The following is a 16,216-nucleotide window of genomic DNA, read 5'->3' as shown; positions in this document are numbered from 1 at the left end:
CTCCTTAGTTTTGCGCCAGTTCCGGTTGCAGGTTTTTCGCTTCTGCCGCCTCGGCACGACGCGCCGCCACTTTGACGAATGGCAGGTAGATCAACACCGACACGCCGATGCAGATGATTTGAGTGACCACTGCGCCCATCGATCCCGCCGTGGACAGCCAGGCATTGATAATCGGTGGCGTGGTCCAGGGCACCATGACCACCGCTTTCCCGGCAAAGCCCATTACCGTAGCGAAGTAGCCAATCGAACCGGTCACCAGCGGGGTGATGATGAAGGGAATAGCAAGGATCGGGTTGAGCATGATCGGCATACCAAAAATCACCGGCTCATTGATGTTAAACAGGCCGGGGCCGAGGGATAACTTGGCAATCTCGCGCATCTCTTTGCGTTTGGTTGCCAGCATTACCGCGGTCAGCAGGCCAATGGTCAGCCCGGAGCCGCCAATGCTCATATACACATCCCAGAACGGCATGGTGATGATATTCGGCACCTCTTTTCCCTGCTCGAAGGCGTTCATATTCACCAAAATCGCCCCCAGCAGCAGCGGTTCACGAATCGGTTTCACCATCTGATTGCCATGAATGCCGATCACCCAGAACAGCTGGGCGACAAACATCAGCAGCAGAATGCCCCACAGGCTCTGCACCACCGATTCCAGCGGCTGCTGCACCACTTTGTAGACCGCGTCATACAGATACATGCCAGTCAGCTGGTGGAAGATAAAGCCGAAGGTAGCTACCAGCGTCACGGTGATGATCGACGGGATCAGCGCCGAGAAAGAGGCGGAAACGTTAGGCGGCACGGTGTCCGGCATTTTGATTTTCAGCCGCTCGACATGCTCCAGCCGACAGTAAATCTCCACCGAAAGGATGGCGATAAACATGCCGAGAAACAGGCTTTTGGTATCGGAGAACTGCTTCGCCAGCACATCGGTGACCAGATGCATCTGACCATCGACCAGCATCTGCAAGGTGGTCGGCGTAACGGAGATAAAGCAGATAATCGCCAGCAGGCCGGGAAACAACGTTTTTATGCCGTTGATCCGCCCGAGCTCGATACCAATCAGAAACACCGCGCCAATGTTGAGAAAACTCAGGGTGGCGTAATTGATGCTGCTGGTAATCGGTTTCAGATCGGCGAGAAACGCCAGCATAGGAAAGCTGGCGAGACCATTTTTCGCATCGAGCACCATATTGGAGATCAACACCGAAAATGCGCCAACGATGATCACCGGCATCAGCGTAATGAAGGAGGCTTTAATCGCCATGATGTAGCGGTAGCTATTGAAACGCGTGGCAAAGCTACCCAGAGAATCGATAAGACGGTCCTGTAGAGACATGGGTCAACCCTCGGTGGTTTGGATGAAGCATTCCTGTGTTGTGCGTCAGCTTCCCTGTTGTGGCATACCAAAATGACGATCATTGCGAGTTATTTCTGTGATCATGTTCGCGGAAACTCTTTTTGGTATTCCGGTAGCATCAAAAACGTGAATTTGGCATACCAATAAGTGAGGCGAGTATGGATTTTGAACAAACGATGATGGAACTGCTGATTAATGCGGGAGAAGCACGATCTCAGGCGATGATGGCGATCCAGCAGTCGCGCAAAAAAGACTGGGACGGAGCAGAGGCGGCATTACGCGCATCGGACGAAGCGGCCAAGGCCGCGCATAAGATTCAGACCGCGCTAATTGGGGCCGATGAAGGTTGCGGCAAAGTGCCGGTGACCCTGATTCTGGTGCACGCGCAGGATCATTTGATGACCGCAATGCTGTGCCGCGATCTGGCAGAGGAAATCATATTATTGCGCAAAGAACTGCTCAGGGCGTAGCGGCGCGATTTATCGCGCGGATTTTTCATTCATTGCGCACGAAATTGCGCGATAAATCGCGCCGCTACGGAACATGGCGGGACTTACAGCTCCAGTGCCAGCAGCTCCTGGATGGTCTGCGCGCGGCGAATCGCGCGCGCGCTGCCGTTTTCAAACAACACTTCCGGGATCAGCGGACGGCTATTGTAGTTGGATGACATCGATGCGCCATAAGCGCCGGTATCGTGGAATACCAGATAATCACCGACTTCGGCCGCCGGTAAGTCGCGGGTTTCCACCTTGCCGCCTTCCAGCTGGGTAAAGACATCGCCCGATTCGCACAGCGGACCAGCTACCACGCTCGCCACCGTCTGGCTTTCATCCACCGCGCGGCCATCAGCAGGCAGCAGGGAGATATGGTGATAGCTGCCGTACATCGCCGGACGCATCAGATCGCTGAAGCCCGCATCCACCAGCACAAAGTGACGGCTACCCATATCTTTCACCGCACGGACCTGTGAAACCAGCACGCCAGATTCTGCCACCAGGAAACGACCCGGTTCGATTTCCAGTTTCACCGCATGCCCCAGGTGCGCCGCGATACGTTCACGCGCGCCGTTCCACAGGCCGTAGTAATGATCGGTATCGATCGCTTCTTCACCGAAGCGGTAAGGGATCGACAAGCCGCCACCGGCAGAGATCGCTTCCAGATCCTGACCAAACGCCACCACCTGATCGACCATCGCGTCACACACCTGTTGCAGGTGACCGTAATCCACGCCGGAACCGATATGCATATGCAGACCCACCAGACGCAGGCCATGCTGCTGGATCGCCGCCAGCGCCTGCGGCAGATCACTGTGCCAGATACCGTGCTTGCTGTTCTCGCCGCCGGTGTTGGTTTTCTGGCTGTGGCCATGGCCAAAGCCGGGGTTGATGCGCAGCCACACCGCATGGCCCTTTGATACCGCTCCAAGTTGATGCAGCATATCCACTGAACCGGCGTTCACCGGCACTTTCAGCTCGGCAATACGCGCCAGCGTGGGTTGATCGAACACGTCAGCGGTGAACACGATATCTTCGCCACCCGGCTGATAACCGGCAGCCAGCGCACGCTCAATCTCTCCCAGTGAGACGGAATCCACCTTCACGCCCGCCGCGCGCATCAGGCGCAGAATATGAATATTCGAGCAGGCTTTCTGGGCGAAGCGCACCACGTCGAACTGGCTCAGCTGCGCAATGCGCTGCTGGATGACGCTGGCATCATAAGCCCAGAACGGGCCGGCATAGCGCTGCGCCAGTGGCAGCAAATTGGCGGCAGTCAGCGCCGTGACGGTGTTATTCAATGGACGTGGCATAGCAATTCTCCTGTGACGTTAAGGCTATTTAGCCACAGCCCATCCATGCAGAAAAATATCTGTTTTACTGGCAGCTATGCAAATATGATATGGATTGCGACGGAGGCTGTATGGCAAAAATTAACTGGCGACATATCGAAATTTTCCACGCGGTGATGACCAGCGGCAACCTGACCCAGGCGGCCACGCTGCTGCATACCTCACAGCCTACCGTCAGCCGCGAACTGGCACGGCTGGAACAGCAGCTCGGGCTGCAACTGTTTGAGCGGGTACGTGGCCGCTTACAACCCACAGTGCAAGGGCTGCGCCTGTTCGAAGAAGTGCAGCGCTCGTGGTACGGGCTGGATCGCATCATGGATGCCGCCGAAGGTTTACGTCAGTTCCGCCAGGGCGAACTCTCCATCGCCTGCCTGCCGGTGTTTTCTCAATCGCTGCTGCCGCCGCTGTGTCAGCCATTTTTGCAGCGTTATCCGCAGGTCAGCATGAACATCATTCCGCAGGAGTCACCGCTGCTGGAGGAGTGGCTGTCGGCGCAGCGTTACGATCTGGGGCTGACGGAAACCCAGCATGCCCCGGCAGGCACCGAGCGTGTTGCGCTGCTGACCTGCGATGAAGTGTGTGTGCTGCCGCCCCAGCATCCGCTGTGCCAGCGTGCGGTGCTGACGCCGCAGGATTTCCACGGGCAAAACTACGTCAGCCTGTCACGCAGTGACAGCTATCGTCAGCTACTGGATACGTTGTTTCATGAGCAAGGGGTGGAACGACGACTGGTGCTGGAGACGCATAGCGCGGCGTCGGTGTGCGCGATGGTGCGCGCCGGGGTGGGGGTTTCGATCGTGAATCCGCTGACGGCGCTGGATTACGCCGACAGCGGTGTGGTGATGCGCCGGTTCAGCATTGCGGTGCCATTTACCATCAGCCTGGTACGCCCGCAACACCGTCCGGCGTCTGCGCTGGTGGATCACTTCTGCGACCATCTGCAACAGCAGGTCGCCGCGTTCCCCCAGCGCATTGCCGAGCGGCTGGCTTAAGCGCGCACCGCCTCGCCCTGCCCACCTGATTTACGGAAGGTCATCAGGCAGACTACCAGGCCCACCACCGCCAGCGCCGCAGCGGCCACCGGTACCGAGGTCAGGCCGTAGCCTCTGTCGATCACCGCGCCGCCTACCCAGGCTCCCAGTGCATTGCCGACGTTAAACGCGGAAATGTTCAGGGTTGAGACCAGGTTTGGCGCGTCTTTACCGTGGCGTACCACGTTGATTTGCAACCCCGGTACGGTGGCGAAGGTCGCCATCGCCCATAGGAACAGGGTGATCTCTGCCAGCCACAGTGCATGGCTGGTCCAGCTGAACAGCAGCGAGAACACCGCAATCAGTGAGAAGCTGAGGATCAGGCTGAAAGAAACTTTCCAGTCAGCCAGCTTGCCGCCAAGAATGTTACCCACCGTCAGGCCCGCGCCAATCAGGAACAACGTCCAGCTGACGCCGCGATCGCTGATACCGGTGACCTGCAACAGCAGCGGCGCGATATAGCTGAACAGCGCAAACATTGCCGCCGCAAAAAACACCGTCATCAGCAGCGACAGCCACAGTTTGCCGTTCGCCAGCGCGCTGACTTCGCTCGCCAGATGCACCGGCTTCTCGTCTTTGTTAGTAGGCAGGCTGACGATCAACGCGATAAAGGCGAGGATACCGATAATCGCCACACCCCAGAAGGTAGCGCGCCAGCCAAACATCTGACCAAACCAGGTGCCCAGCGGCACGCCGAGCACGTTCGCCAGCGTCAGACCGGTGAACATCAAGGCCACTGCCGATGCCTGACGGCTCGGTGCCACCAGGCTGGCCGCCACCACGGAACCGATGCCAAAAAACGCACCGTGACACAGCGCGGTGACAATGCGTGCCAGCATCAGCAGATTGTAGCTGTAGGCCAGCGCACACAAGACATTGCCGACGATGAAGATACACATCAGCAGAACCAGGGTACGTTTACGCGGCAGTTTTGCTGTCAGCAGCGCCATAATCGGGGCACCGATGGCGACGCCCAACGCATAGCCACTGATCAGCCATCCCGCAGAAGGAATCGACACTTGCAGATCACCCGCCACTTCCGGCAGTAATCCCATGATGACAAATTCCGTGGTGCCGATGGCGAACGCACTCAGCGCCAGCGCCAGTAATGCAACAGGCATAACACACTCTCCCAATAACGATAATTTATGCAGGCAGGCCGTTCCACGAACGCGGAACGGTGATAGCAGACGCTTATTAATTTTTGATCTGCGTCACAACGCGTATTAAAGCATAGCCACTTTCCGCCATACACCCCGCATGCCGCAAGGTTATTTTGCCGCTGCCGCAATAATCGTTCACCGCTCACGCAGAGAGCGGATCTGTACCCCTTCGGTGTTTTCTCATTCCTGAAACAGAACGATTTTTTCACGCTACTCTTGAAGACGGGTTGTGATCACCGTCGCATTTCGACGGGGAATCAATCCTTAAAGGAAATTTCCGCGTTGCCGATACCCCAATGGATTGCCTGGTAATGTCTCGTCATTCTTCAAAGGGGAGAGCGTATGCGATGGCTCATAGCCGTAACGATTGGCTGTCTGAGTGGCTGCTCGGTCGGGCACTACGAGTACAGTAAAGAGGCGCAAAAGCGCGTCGATATGACCTTCACCGGCATTCCTACCGTGCTGGGTGTTGGTGCGCTCGGCTCAGTGATTCCCCTGACTCCCGAGTACAGCCTGACGGCCGCGCATGTGGCGAAATACTCGATGTATCGGGTGAAGGCCTGGCACCCCGAATGCGATCTTGCCGTGGTGTACCACAAAAACAGCGAGTCCGATCTCCCGCCGCATTTTCGTAATGGGCGAATTGGCGACAACATCAATCTCTATGGCTACAGCTTTATCAGCGCGATGCCGGTGGCCTCCACCGGTCAGAACCTGATCAATACCACGCTGGCGAATGACTGGAACAAACCCAGCTGCGTGGTGGTGGCCGCCAATGCGGGCGTGGTGAAGGGCATGTCCGGTGGTGCGGTGTATAACGCCAGCGACAACACCTTAGCCGGGGTGATCGTCGGCTACAGCAGCCGGATTAACGATAACCACAGCGGTAAAACGTTGTACAAGGATGTGGCGCTGTATATCCCTTATGCGCGCTTCCAGAAGTGGCTGGATGGGGTGATGAAATCGTAATTGCGCGATAAATCGCGCCGCTACGGTTCAGCGCAGGCGATTTATCGCGCGGTTTTTGCCTTAGGCCGGCACCCACGGCCCCTGTAATGTCACCTGCGGAAACCCGTCGGTGAGAATACGCAACTCAGCGTCGCGCGGGGTGTTATCGCCCTGCCCCTGGATGCTGACAATGTCCTGCGGACAGGCCGAGAACGCCACAAAGCAATCCATCTCAGCGCGCAGCACGATGTAATCGCCCGGTTTAGTGACCACTGGCAACGTCTTCAGGGTGATGCCATCACTTTGCACCTGGATGTTCATAAAGATATTGAACGACGCCAGATTGCCGTGCGGCAGTTGCACGCCCAGCTCCGCCAGCCCTTCGTGCAGGTTGTCGTGGCAGTTGCGGTGCGGCTCGGTGCAGCCCAGCAGTTCATAGCGACGTGCATCACAGGCCGCCATAAAAGTATCGTGCACCCCAGGCGAGGTATCCGCCACCAGCGTCAGAATCGGGTGGCGCTGGCTGGTAATAAAACTATCGCCCACCTTTGGATTGAGGCGCTGGTTCCAGACGCGTGTCGCCTCCATACACATATATTCACTGACGTCATCCGCGTTGTAGGCCCAGCAATCCACCACCTGGGTACCGTGCAGGTTAATCACCTGCACCGCTTCGCCCTTATTAAGACGCACCGCTTTACCGTAGCGCGCCGGAATGGTCATGGTTGCACGATGCTGATATTCAGCCGACATGTTGTTCTCCAGATTAATGCTGCATGCCGCGACGATAGCGCGTCATGCGGGATTCAAGACAGCGCGCCAGCCAGTCGATCAGGCTGTTCAGCAGCCAGTAGCAGAGCGCTACTGTCAGGTAGATCTCCAGCGGCGCGTAAGTATCAGAAATTGCCTGTTTGGCGGCGTACATAAACTCCTGCACCGAAACCACCGACAGCAGCGCAGAGTCTTTAATCAAACCAATGGTTAACCCGACCAGCGGTGACAGCATTTGCGGCAGCGTCTGCGGCAACACCACATCGCGCAGTTGCTCGCTGCGGCTCAGCCCCAGCACCCGACACGCCTCCCACTGCCCCTTCGGCAGCGCGGCAATCGCCGCACGGATCACCTGCGCAATGTAAGGTGCGTAATAGAGCGTCAGCGCCAGCACGCCGACCACCGGCGAAGACAGGGTGATGTCATACTCCGGCAACACAAAATAGAGCAGATAAATCACCACCAGCAACGGCAGTGCCAGGGTTAACCCGCTGTAAATATTGAGCAATCGCTGCCAGAACGGTGAGGCTCGCATCAGCATGGTTGCCATCAACGCCCCCCACAGCAGCGAACACAGCGCCGCCACCGCACACAATTGCAGGGTTGCCACCAGGCCATCCCCTAACGATGGCAGCGAGGTAATAATTGCCTGCCAATCCACTATGCCAGTCTCCGTTTTGCTTCCAGACGTCGTGCCGCACCGATTAACGGCAGCGCAATCAGCAGATAACCGGCCGCCACCAGCAGCAGCACCTGAGTGGCGTCATAGGTGCGGGCGATAACAATCTGACCGGCGTAGGTCAATTCTGTCAGCGCCACCACTGAGGCCAGCGGGGTGGTTTTCAGCAAAATGGTGAACTCATTCACCAGCATCGGCAGGCTGGCTCGCATTACCTGAGGATTGATGACATACCACCAGGTGAGCGCGCGGCTTAACCCCAGCGTCCGGGCGGCTTCCAGTTGCCCGCGCGTCACCAGACTACGGTTGACGCGCAGAATTTCCGCCACGTAAGCCCCACTGTTCAGACCAATCGCCACCACCGCAGCAAGCATCGGCTGACCACCCAGCCCCAGGCGCGGCAAGGTGAAAAACACCACAAACAGCTGAACAATGGCCGGGGTGCCACGCATCAGGCTAACGTAGAGACGGCCAATGGCGCGCCAGATCCAGGCCCGGCGCAGTTGCAGGAAGCAGCCGAGCTGCCCCATCACTACGCTCACCAATGATGCCAGCACCGTCAGTACCAGCGTCATCAGCAGACCGTGCCCCAGCTCCGGCAGCGCGGCCACTACCTGTTGATCCAGCCCCATCGCTTACTCCGCGTTAAAGTCCGTCAGGTTCTCCGCCACCGCCAGTCGCAACGGCGCGGGCTTGTCGTTGCCCTCAATGCCGGTGTTGCAGGCAGAGACGATAAAGCGCGTATCCATCACCACACGACAGGTAATACTGTCGCCAGCCTGAGTCAGGTTGGTTTCTGGCAGGATGTCGCCGTCACGCGTCAGTTTGACGTGCATAAACAGATTGATCGGATCCGGCAGCTTCGGCACCGTCATACCCAGACGCGCCAGCTCACGGCTTAACCCTTCAATGCAGCCCTCACCACCGTAGCCACGTTGCGCCAGAAACGCCGTGGTGGAACCCGGCAGCAGCAAGTCATGACGTTTGACGCTGTCTTTACCCAGCACCATCATCGGACGGCGACGGTTATTGACCAGGCGCATACCGGAGCCGAGCAGATAACTGTTGCTGAAGACACGAGTATGGTGCACCGACAGCCATACCGCCGGATCCTGCAAACTAAAACCAAACAGCGAGGCTACCGCCCCCTCCCCTAGCGCGGTGATACGCAGCAACTGACCACGCAGCACGCGAATCGATGCCACACTCCCCGCAGCCACCTCAACCGGTGCCGCCAGGGTGCGCTCCGCGCTCTCTTCATAACTCTCACGCATCAGCAACATGCGGCATCTCCCCGGTGTGGTAGTGATCGCTGACGCGAATATCGATAGGTGTCACCTGCAAGCCGTTACCCGGAATGATGTCCTGCGGGCAGGACGATACCGAGCAAATCAGGTCGCACAGCGCTTCAAAGGTGATGCTGTCGCCCGCCTTGCTGTGGGGATCGGTGACTTCCATCCGACCATCGGCGGTGACCGGGCCGTTCTGGAACAGATTGAACGGTTCCGGCAGAGTGAAGTACGTCACGCCAAAGGCTTTCATCCCTTCCAGCAGGTTATCAACGCAGTTGCGATGCCCCTCAACGCCGAAATCAACACTGAAACGCGTGCGATCACAGGCTGGGACGTTCGCGTCGTGAATACCGATGGTATCCGCGACAATGCGCAGCAGCGGGCGGTTTTCACTCGACCACAGCGCATCGCCAGGTTTAAAGAACAGCGAACGCAGATGCTGGCGGGTATGCACCGGCGACAGCTTTTCGTTCAGGTCGTCGGCATTGACCGCGACAAAATCCGCGGCCTGCTGCCCTTCACTATCAATGACGGTAATAAACTGGCCTTTGCGCACACGGAAGGTTTTACCAAAGCCCGCCGGAACCGTCAGGGTTGACTGACACATACTTACTCCTGGGGAATGAAATCGCTGGCCGGCACGGTAAAAGTGGTGCCGAGATACTGCTGTTGAAGTTTGGTCAGCTCGCCATCTTTCTGCATCGCCAGGATATGGTCGCTCAGGGCTTTGTTCAGGCTGCCGTCTTCTTTACGTGTTGCCCAGCCCATCCACTGTGACGGACCGACCTCGCCCACCTGCGCCACTTTGCTCGGGTACTTCTTCACCACCGGTGCCAGCACCGAGATATCGTCGTAAACGAAATCGGCGCGTTTGGTCATCAGGGTGCTGACAGTTTGATCAAGAGAATCGACGCTGATGATGGTGATCGGTTTTTTACCGGCTTTTTTCAGCTGCTCGTTAAACCCTTTCAGCAACTGCTCCGGCACGCTGGCGGTTTTCACCGCACCGCGCAGACCAGACAGGCTTTCCGGGCTGAGGGTTTTGCCACTAAAGGTTTTGGCTTCATCTTCGCGCACCAGCACACCGTTAACGGTTTTACTGTATGGCACGGTGAACAGCACTTTCTTCGCGCGCTCGGCGGTGACGTTCAGGGAGGAACCTTCAGCGTTAAACGAGCCGGAAATCAGGCCCGGCAAAATGCCGCTGAACGCGGTTTTCTGAAACTCAAGTTTCACACCGAGGTCTTTGGCGAAAGACTGCATGATCGCCACGCTGTAGCCGGTGATCGCACCACTGTCGTCGGTGTATTCATACGGAGGAAATGTCGGGTCGATACCGACGGTGATTTTGCCGCTGCTTTTGATGTCGGCCAGCGTGTCGGCTTGCGCCTGCGCCAGCGTACCAACAGACAAAAGTGCGGCAATCAGCATTGCTGTTTTTTTCATTATGGTGTTTCCCTGGTGTTGGTGAAATGTCTTTTTCTACTGAGCATATTTTGTGCCAGATTTTTCACACACCGATCGCACCAGGGGGCAGAGTGATCACTTTTCCCTGTACAATCATTGAGAAACGATTGTTTCTTTATTTTTATTTTAGGTTTCTATAATTTCATGACGAATGAAACAGCAGGGAGCCGGGCAACACCGGGTGCACTATTTTAGGGCAAAAACTGGCGCAAAATGCGCCAGCATGGGGCGTTATTCGAGCTCGTCGAGGGATTGGTGCAGCGCTTCAACCTGCGCGAGGTAATCATTGCTGGCTTTGCCCATCTGGCGTGCCACCAGTGAACACAGCAGATTGCAGATGCCGGACAGTGCGGCGGTGCTGTCGAAGATCAGGCTGCTGTCGGTGTGGCAGCGTACCACCCATTGGGCGTGGCGCGCCGGTTTGCCGGACAACACATCAGCCAGATACAACATCGGTACCTGGCGCTCCGCCAGCGCATTCATCGCTGCGTCGAGCACGGGCATACGGCGGCGCAGGCCGACACAGATCGCCACATCCTGCTCTCCCAGCGAGGCGAGATGCTCCGCCAGCGAATCGCCGGGACGTGGCAGCAAACGCACATCGGGATGGACATGAATCAGGTCCCGATAAATCAGCTGCGCGATAGTCTGGCTATGACGCCAGCCCATCACCACCACGCGCCGCGCGCGGGCGATAGCAGCAACCGCCTCCTGCAGCTGGGCGCTTTCCAGCGTACGGTAGCTGTTGACCAGATTGGCGATCTCTTTTTCCAGATGCTGCTGCATGATGCTGTCGAGCGGTGAGGCGCTGGGGACAACCTGCAAATAGAGCGGCGACCCGCTACTTTGCATATCTCGCGCCTGACGGCGTGCCGCTTCGTAGCTTTCATAGCCGAGATGACGGAAGAAACGGGTCGTGGTGGCTTTGGACACTCCGGCGCTGTGCGCCAGTTCCGTCGCCGTGTTCATGGCGAGCTGACCGGGTGCGGCCAGCAAGACATCAGCCAGCCGCTGTTCGTGGCTGGAGAGTTGATCCCAGTGCTGACGAATCCGGCCTTCTAACGATGCCGCTTTTGCACTCATGGTGATTCCCTGCAAATAAAAAAACCATCCTGCACAGAGCGTGCCGGGTTGTCATCAGGATTCTTATGGCAAAAAAAAGGTCGCCCTAAAGGCGACCATTTTTTGGTATGGCAATGCGATTATTTGCCTGACGGGCGCAGAGCCGGGAACAGGATCACGTCGCGGATGGTGTGGCTGTTGGTAAACAACATCACCATACGGTCGATACCGATACCCAGGCCCGCAGTCGGCGGCAGGCCGTGTTCCAGCGCAGTAACGTAATCTTCGTCGTAGAACATCGCTTCGTCATCGCCTGCATCTTTGGCATTCACCTGTTGCAGGAAACGCTCCGCCTGGTCTTCTGCATCGTTCAGCTCGGAGAAGCCGTTACCGATTTCACGGCCGCCGATGAAGAATTCAAAGCGGTCAGTAATTTCCGGGTTCTCGTCATTACGACGCGCCAGCGGTGACACCTCAGCCGGATATTCGGTGATGAAGGTCGGCTGGATCAGATGTGCTTCAGCGGTTTCTTCGAAGATCTCGGTCACAACACGGCCCAGACCCCAGCTTTTCTCCACTTTGATGTGCAGAGAGTGAGCAATCGCCACGGCTTTGTCGAAGTTATCCAGATCGGCCAGATCGGTTTCCGGACGGTATTTTTTGATCGCTTCACGCATGGTGAGTTTTTCGAACGGCTTACCGAAATCGAAGCTGTGTTCACCGTACGGCACTTCCGTGGTGCCGAGCACGTCCTGCGCCAGGGTGCGGAACAGGCTTTCGGTCAGCTCGATCAGATCTTTGTAATCCGCATACGCCATGTAGAGTTCCATCATGGTGAACTCTGGGTTATGACGCGGCGAAATCCCTTCGTTACGGAAGTTACGGTTGATCTCGAATACGCGGTCAAAACCACCGACCACCAGACGCTTCAGATACAGTTCCGGCGCAATACGCAGGTACATATCGATGTCCAGCGCATTATGATGGGTAATAAACGGACGCGCCGAAGCACCACCCGGAATCACCTGCATCATTGGGGTTTCCACTTCCATAAAGTCGCGACCAACCATGAACTGGCGGATACCGGCCATGATTTTAGAGCGAACCTGGAAGGTGTGACGCGATTCGTCATTCGCGATCAGGTCGAGGTAACGCTGACGATAACGGGTTTCCTGATCGGCCAGACCGTGGAATTTGTCCGGCAGCGGACGCAGCGCTTTGGTCAGCAGGCGCAGCTCAGAGCAATGGATCGACAGTTCACCCGTTTTAGTTTTGAACAGCTTACCGCGGGCGCCAAGGATATCGCCGAGATCCCACTTCTTGAACTGTTCGTTGTAGATGCCTTCAGCCAGGTCATCACGCGCCACATACAGCTGGATGCGGCCACCGACGTCCTGCAGGGTGACAAACGAGGCTTTGCCCATAATACGGCGAGTCATCATACGACCGGCCACGCTCACCTCAATGCCGAGATCTTCCAACTCCTCGTTGCTTTTCTCATCATAGCTGGCGTGCAGCTTATCGGAGGTGGTGTCACGGCGGAAATCGTTAGGAAACGCCACGCCGGTTTCACGCAGCGCGCTGAGTTTTTCGCGACGCGTTTTCAGTTCGTTGTTTAACTCAAGTGCGGCGTCAGCGCTCTGCGGTTGTTGTTCAGACATGTCGGTTCCTTATAGCCCTGCTTTTAAACTTGCTTCAATAAAACGATCGAGGTCGCCGTCCAGCACCGCCTGGGTGTTACGGGTTTCGACGCCAGTACGCAGATCTTTGATGCGTGAATCGTCCAGCACGTACGAACGGATCTGGCTGCCCCAGCCGATGTCAGATTTGTTATCTTCTGCCGCCTGTTTCTCAGCATTTTTCTTCTGCATCTCAAGCTCGTACAGCTTCGCTTTCATCTGCTTCATCGCCTGATCTTTGTTCTTATGCTGCGAACGATCGTTCTGACATTGAGTCACGGTGCCGGTCGGAATATGGGTAATACGTACCGCGGATTCCGTACGGTTAACGTGCTGACCACCCGCGCCCGAAGCACGGTAAACGTCAATACGCAGATCTGCCGGGTTGATTTCGATATCAATATCGTCATCCACTTCCGGGTAGATAAAGGCCGAGCTGAAGGAGGTGTGACGACGGCCGCCGGAGTCAAACGGACTCTTACGTACCAGGCGATGAACGCCAGTTTCCGTACGCAGCCAGCCGAAAGCATAGTCGCCAGAGACGCGAATGGTGGCAGATTTCAGACCGGCCACTTCACCCTCTGACTCTTCAATAATTTCAGTTTTGAAGCCTTTGGCTTCTGCCCAGCGCAGATACATACGCATCAGCATGCTGGCCCAGTCCTGCGCTTCGGTGCCGCCGGAACCGGCCTGCAAATCGATATAGCAATCGGCGCTGTCATATTCGCCAGAGAACATACGACGGAATTCCAGTTCACCCAGCTTGACTTCCAGTCCATCCAGCTCGGCAACGGCTTCGTTAAAGGTCTCTTCGTCGTCGGCTTCAACCGCCAGATCCAGCAGACCCTGCACGTCCTCCAGACCCTGATGCATCTGGTCCAGGGTATCGACGATGGCTTCTAACGACGAACGCTCTTTACCCAGCGCCTGTGCGCGCTCAGGTTCGTTCCAGACGTCAGGTTGTTCCAGCTCGGCGTTTACTTCTTCGAGGCGTTCTTTCTTGGCATCGTAGTCAAAGATACCCCCTAAGAACGTCGCTGCGCTCGGTGAGGTCCTGAATACGGTTTTTGACCGGGTTGATTTCAAACATGGCTTTTCAGTCTTTTTTGACGATTCGGTGAGAGGAGAAAATAATAACGCGCTAGTTTAACCGAAAGCGCGTTTATTTTATAGCTTTGGTAGCCGCTTATGCCAGCGGCCACAGATGGTCGATAATCAGCTGTACCGAGCGGTTGCCGCGATACTCGTTGATGTCCAGCTTGTAGGCCAGTTCGACCTGGCGCACGCTACTGTCCGGCCACAAGGTAGTATCGACGTTAAACGCAATACCATCCAGCAACGGGCCGCCGCCGACTGGCTCCACCATCACTTTCAGATGACGTTCGCCCACCAGTTTTTGTTGCAGCACTTTAAAGCGCCCGTCAAATACCGGCTCGGGGAACGCCTGGCCCCAGGGGCCCGCTTCGCGCAGCAACTCAGCGGTTTGCAGCGAAAACTCCTGCGCACGCAACTCGCCATCGGACCAGATCACCCCCTGCAATGCTTCGCCTGCCAGCCATTCATCGATTAGCGCAGCAAAACGCTGGCGAAACTCATCAAAACGCGCTTCCTCCAGCGACAAACCCGCCGCCATCGCATGGCCGCCGAACTTGATCATCAGGCCGGGGAATAACGTATCGAGGCGTTCCAGCGCATCGCGCAGATGCAGACCGGCAATCGAACGGCCAGAGCCTTTCAGCGTGCCATCCCCTGCCGGAGCAAACGCAATCACCGGGCGGTGAAAACGCTCCTTCAGGCGGGAGGCGAGAATGCCTACCACCCCCTGATGCCATTCGGGATGGAAAAACGCCAGCCCCAGCGGTAAATCGGTATTCTGCCGCTCCAGCGCATCACACAGCGCCAGCGCTTCGCTTTTCATGCCCTGTTCAATCTCTTTACGTGTCTGATTGAGGGCATCCAGCTCGTTCGCCAGCATACGTGCTTCGGTGATGTTCTCGGTCAGCAGCAACGCCACCCCAACCGACATATCATCCAGTCGCCCGGCAGCGTTGAGGCGCGGGCCGATGGCGAAACCAAGGTCGCTGGCGACCAGCTGACGCGCATCACGATTGGCGATTTCCAGCAAGGCACGAATACCCACGCGGCATTTCCCGGCGCGAATGCGGCTCAGGCCCTGCCATACCAGGATACGGTTATTGGCATCGAGTGGCACCACGTCCGCCACGGTGCCGAGTGCCACCAAATCAAGCCATTCCGCCAGATTGGGTTCGCTGCGCCCGTCGCTAAACCAGTTTTGCGTACGCAAATGGGCACGCAACGCCAGCATCAGGTAAAAGGCGACGCCGACCCCGGCCAGCGCCCGCGAGGGGAAATCGCTGTCGCTCAGATTGGGGTTAACAATGGCTTCGGCGGCAGGCAGCGTTTCGCCAGGCAGATGGTGGTCCGTGACCAGCACCGGGATACCGTGCTGATGCGCAGTATCGACGCCCGCATGGGACGAGATACCGTTATCCACCGTGAGGATCATTTCGGCACCGCGTGCGCGTGCCTGCTCCACCACTTCCGGGCTCAGGCCGTAACCATCTTCGAACCGGTTTGGCACCAGATAATCGATATTGCCACCGAGGCTGCGCAGCGCCAGCACCGTCAGCGCCGTACTGGTCGCTCCGTCGGCATCAAAATCGCCGACCACCACAATGCGGCGACCGTCGCGCAGCATCTGATGCAGCAAGGTCACAGCGGCTTCAATGCCGCCTAACGTTTGCCACGGCAGCAGATGTTTCGCGCCACGCTCCAGTTCTGCGGCATCGCGTACACCACGTTGCAGGTAGAGCCGACGCAGCAGCGGCGGCAAATCGGCAGGTAAAGCATCGTCGGCATGGATTTCACGCCGACGCAGTTCAACAGAATGGATCACT

The 16,216-nt window shown here is 57.1% G+C and carries 16 protein-coding genes; 3 read left to right on the top strand and 13 right to left on the bottom strand.

Annotated features, from left to right (window positions below; genetic code table 11):
* Window positions 1-4: 4 nt before the first annotated feature.
* Window positions 5-1,339, bottom strand: a complete 1,335-nt coding sequence (locus RCF31_RS17160) for a PTS sugar transporter subunit IIC (RefSeq protein WP_299460125.1) — start codon at window positions 1,337-1,339, stop codon at window positions 5-7.
* A gap of 179 nt (window positions 1,340-1,518) precedes the next feature.
* Between RCF31_RS17160 and RCF31_RS17155 the strand changes: the two genes are divergently transcribed.
* Window positions 1,519-1,830, top strand: a complete 312-nt coding sequence (locus RCF31_RS17155) for a PTS lactose/cellobiose transporter subunit IIA (protein WP_416411793.1) — start codon at window positions 1,519-1,521, stop codon at window positions 1,828-1,830.
* A gap of 83 nt (window positions 1,831-1,913) precedes the next feature.
* On the opposite strand, the gene lysA is transcribed toward RCF31_RS17155, so the two are convergent.
* Window positions 1,914-3,167, bottom strand: a complete 1,254-nt coding sequence (gene lysA, locus RCF31_RS17150) for a diaminopimelate decarboxylase (protein ID WP_416411792.1) — start codon at window positions 3,165-3,167, stop codon at window positions 1,914-1,916.
* A 110-nt stretch (window positions 3,168-3,277) separates the two neighbouring features.
* Between lysA and RCF31_RS17145 the strand changes: the two genes are divergently transcribed.
* Entirely contained in the window at window positions 3,278-4,198 is a 921-nt protein-coding gene (locus RCF31_RS17145) for a LysR family transcriptional regulator (RefSeq protein WP_084876537.1), read from the top strand.
* Here RCF31_RS17145 and RCF31_RS17140 read toward each other — a convergent pair.
* On the bottom strand, window positions 4,195-5,358 hold the full coding sequence (locus tag RCF31_RS17140; protein WP_299460114.1) for an MFS transporter: 1,164 nt from the start codon (window positions 5,356-5,358) through the stop codon (window positions 4,195-4,197). The two genes, RCF31_RS17145 and RCF31_RS17140, sit on opposite strands and share 4 nt — an antisense overlap.
* A gap of 384 nt (window positions 5,359-5,742) precedes the next feature.
* On the opposite strand from RCF31_RS17140, the gene RCF31_RS17135 reads away from it, so the two are divergent.
* Entirely contained in the window at window positions 5,743-6,369 is a 627-nt protein-coding gene (locus RCF31_RS17135; RefSeq protein WP_299460111.1) for a serine protease, read from the top strand.
* 60 nt (window positions 6,370-6,429) lie between these two features.
* Here RCF31_RS17135 and RCF31_RS17130 read toward each other — a convergent pair whose 3' ends face one another.
* The 10 genes from RCF31_RS17130 to recJ form a co-directional block, all read right to left on the bottom strand.
* Entirely contained in the window at window positions 6,430-7,101 is a 672-nt protein-coding gene (locus RCF31_RS17130) for an urea carboxylase-associated family protein (protein ID WP_310617545.1), read from the bottom strand.
* 13 nt (window positions 7,102-7,114) lie between these two features.
* Window positions 7,115-7,780: an amino acid ABC transporter permease gene (locus RCF31_RS17125; protein ID WP_299460105.1), complete on the bottom strand. Its 666-nt coding sequence runs from the start codon at window positions 7,778-7,780 to the stop codon at window positions 7,115-7,117.
* Window positions 7,780-8,430, bottom strand: a complete 651-nt coding sequence (locus RCF31_RS17120; protein ID WP_416411791.1) for an amino acid ABC transporter permease — start codon at window positions 8,428-8,430, stop codon at window positions 7,780-7,782. The genes RCF31_RS17125 and RCF31_RS17120 overlap by 1 nt, the downstream gene beginning before the upstream one ends.
* Before the next feature lie 3 nt (window positions 8,431-8,433).
* Entirely contained in the window at window positions 8,434-9,081 is a 648-nt protein-coding gene (locus tag RCF31_RS17115) for an urea carboxylase-associated family protein (protein ID WP_416411790.1), read from the bottom strand.
* Window positions 9,065-9,697: a DUF1989 domain-containing protein gene (locus tag RCF31_RS17110; RefSeq protein ID WP_416411789.1), complete on the bottom strand. Its 633-nt coding sequence runs from the start codon at window positions 9,695-9,697 to the stop codon at window positions 9,065-9,067. Before RCF31_RS17110 ends, RCF31_RS17115 begins: the two co-directional genes overlap by 17 nt.
* Window positions 9,698-9,699: 2 nt before the next feature.
* Window positions 9,700-10,536, bottom strand: coding sequence for a transporter substrate-binding domain-containing protein (locus tag RCF31_RS17105; protein ID WP_084876545.1), 837 nt, complete (start codon window positions 10,534-10,536; stop codon window positions 9,700-9,702).
* Window positions 10,537-10,788: 252 nt separating this feature from the next.
* Window positions 10,789-11,640 carry a MurR/RpiR family transcriptional regulator gene (locus RCF31_RS17100; RefSeq protein WP_310617548.1) on the bottom strand — a complete coding sequence of 284 codons (852 nt, stop codon included), beginning with the start codon at window positions 11,638-11,640 and terminating at the stop codon, window positions 10,789-10,791.
* 119 nt (window positions 11,641-11,759) lie between these two features.
* Entirely contained in the window at window positions 11,760-13,280 is a 1,521-nt protein-coding gene (gene lysS / locus RCF31_RS17095) for a lysine--tRNA ligase (protein WP_084876547.1), read from the bottom strand.
* A 9-nt stretch (window positions 13,281-13,289) separates the two neighbouring features.
* Window positions 13,290-14,388 (bottom strand): peptide chain release factor 2 gene (gene prfB, locus RCF31_RS17090; RefSeq protein ID WP_299460086.1). Its coding sequence is split into 2 segments (ribosomal slippage): window positions 13,290-14,312 and window positions 14,314-14,388, totalling 1,098 coding nucleotides; the frame shifts between segments, so codons are not numbered across the junction.
* Between the two features lie 96 nt (window positions 14,389-14,484).
* Window positions 14,485-16,215 (bottom strand): single-stranded-DNA-specific exonuclease RecJ, encoded by a 1,731-nt coding sequence (gene recJ, locus RCF31_RS17085; RefSeq protein WP_416411788.1) that lies wholly within the window; start codon window positions 16,213-16,215, stop codon window positions 14,485-14,487.
* Between the last annotated feature and the right edge of the window lies 1 nt (window position 16,216).

The organism is Pantoea sp. App145 (assembly GCF_047947045.1).
Taxonomy (GTDB): domain Bacteria; phylum Pseudomonadota; class Gammaproteobacteria; order Enterobacterales; family Enterobacteriaceae; genus Pantoea.
Note: the sequence above shows the minus strand (reverse complement) of the source record. Positions and strands in the feature narration are given on the sequence as shown.

Excerpts from the sequence above, each read along its gene's own strand:
- RCF31_RS17160 (WP_299460125.1), bottom strand. The coding sequence starts at position 1,339 with ATGTCTCTACAGGACCGTCTTATCGATTCTCTGGGTAGCTTTGCCACG.
- RCF31_RS17145 (WP_084876537.1), top strand. The coding sequence starts at position 3,278 with ATGGCAAAAATTAACTGGCGACATATCGAAATTTTCCACGCGGTGATG.
- lysS (WP_084876547.1), bottom strand. The coding sequence starts at position 13,280 with ATGTCTGAACAACAACCGCAGAGCGCTGACGCCGCACTTGAGTTAAAC.
- RCF31_RS17100 (WP_310617548.1), bottom strand. The coding sequence starts at position 11,640 with ATGAGTGCAAAAGCGGCATCGTTAGAAGGCCGGATTCGTCAGCACTGG.
- RCF31_RS17140 (WP_299460114.1), bottom strand. The coding sequence starts at position 5,358 with ATGCCTGTTGCATTACTGGCGCTGGCGCTGAGTGCGTTCGCCATCGGC.
- RCF31_RS17130 (WP_310617545.1), bottom strand. The coding sequence starts at position 7,101 with ATGTCGGCTGAATATCAGCATCGTGCAACCATGACCATTCCGGCGCGC.
- RCF31_RS17110 (WP_416411789.1), bottom strand. The coding sequence starts at position 9,697 with ATGTGTCAGTCAACCCTGACGGTTCCGGCGGGCTTTGGTAAAACCTTC.
- RCF31_RS17135 (WP_299460111.1), top strand. The coding sequence starts at position 5,743 with ATGCGATGGCTCATAGCCGTAACGATTGGCTGTCTGAGTGGCTGCTCG.
- RCF31_RS17115 (WP_416411790.1), bottom strand. The coding sequence starts at position 9,081 with ATGTTGCTGATGCGTGAGAGTTATGAAGAGAGCGCGGAGCGCACCCTG.
- RCF31_RS17105 (WP_084876545.1), bottom strand. The coding sequence starts at position 10,536 with ATGAAAAAAACAGCAATGCTGATTGCCGCACTTTTGTCTGTTGGTACG.
- RCF31_RS17155 (WP_416411793.1), top strand. The coding sequence starts at position 1,519 with ATGGATTTTGAACAAACGATGATGGAACTGCTGATTAATGCGGGAGAA.
- RCF31_RS17120 (WP_416411791.1), bottom strand. The coding sequence starts at position 8,430 with ATGGGGCTGGATCAACAGGTAGTGGCCGCGCTGCCGGAGCTGGGGCAC.
- lysA (WP_416411792.1), bottom strand. The coding sequence starts at position 3,167 with ATGCCACGTCCATTGAATAACACCGTCACGGCGCTGACTGCCGCCAAT.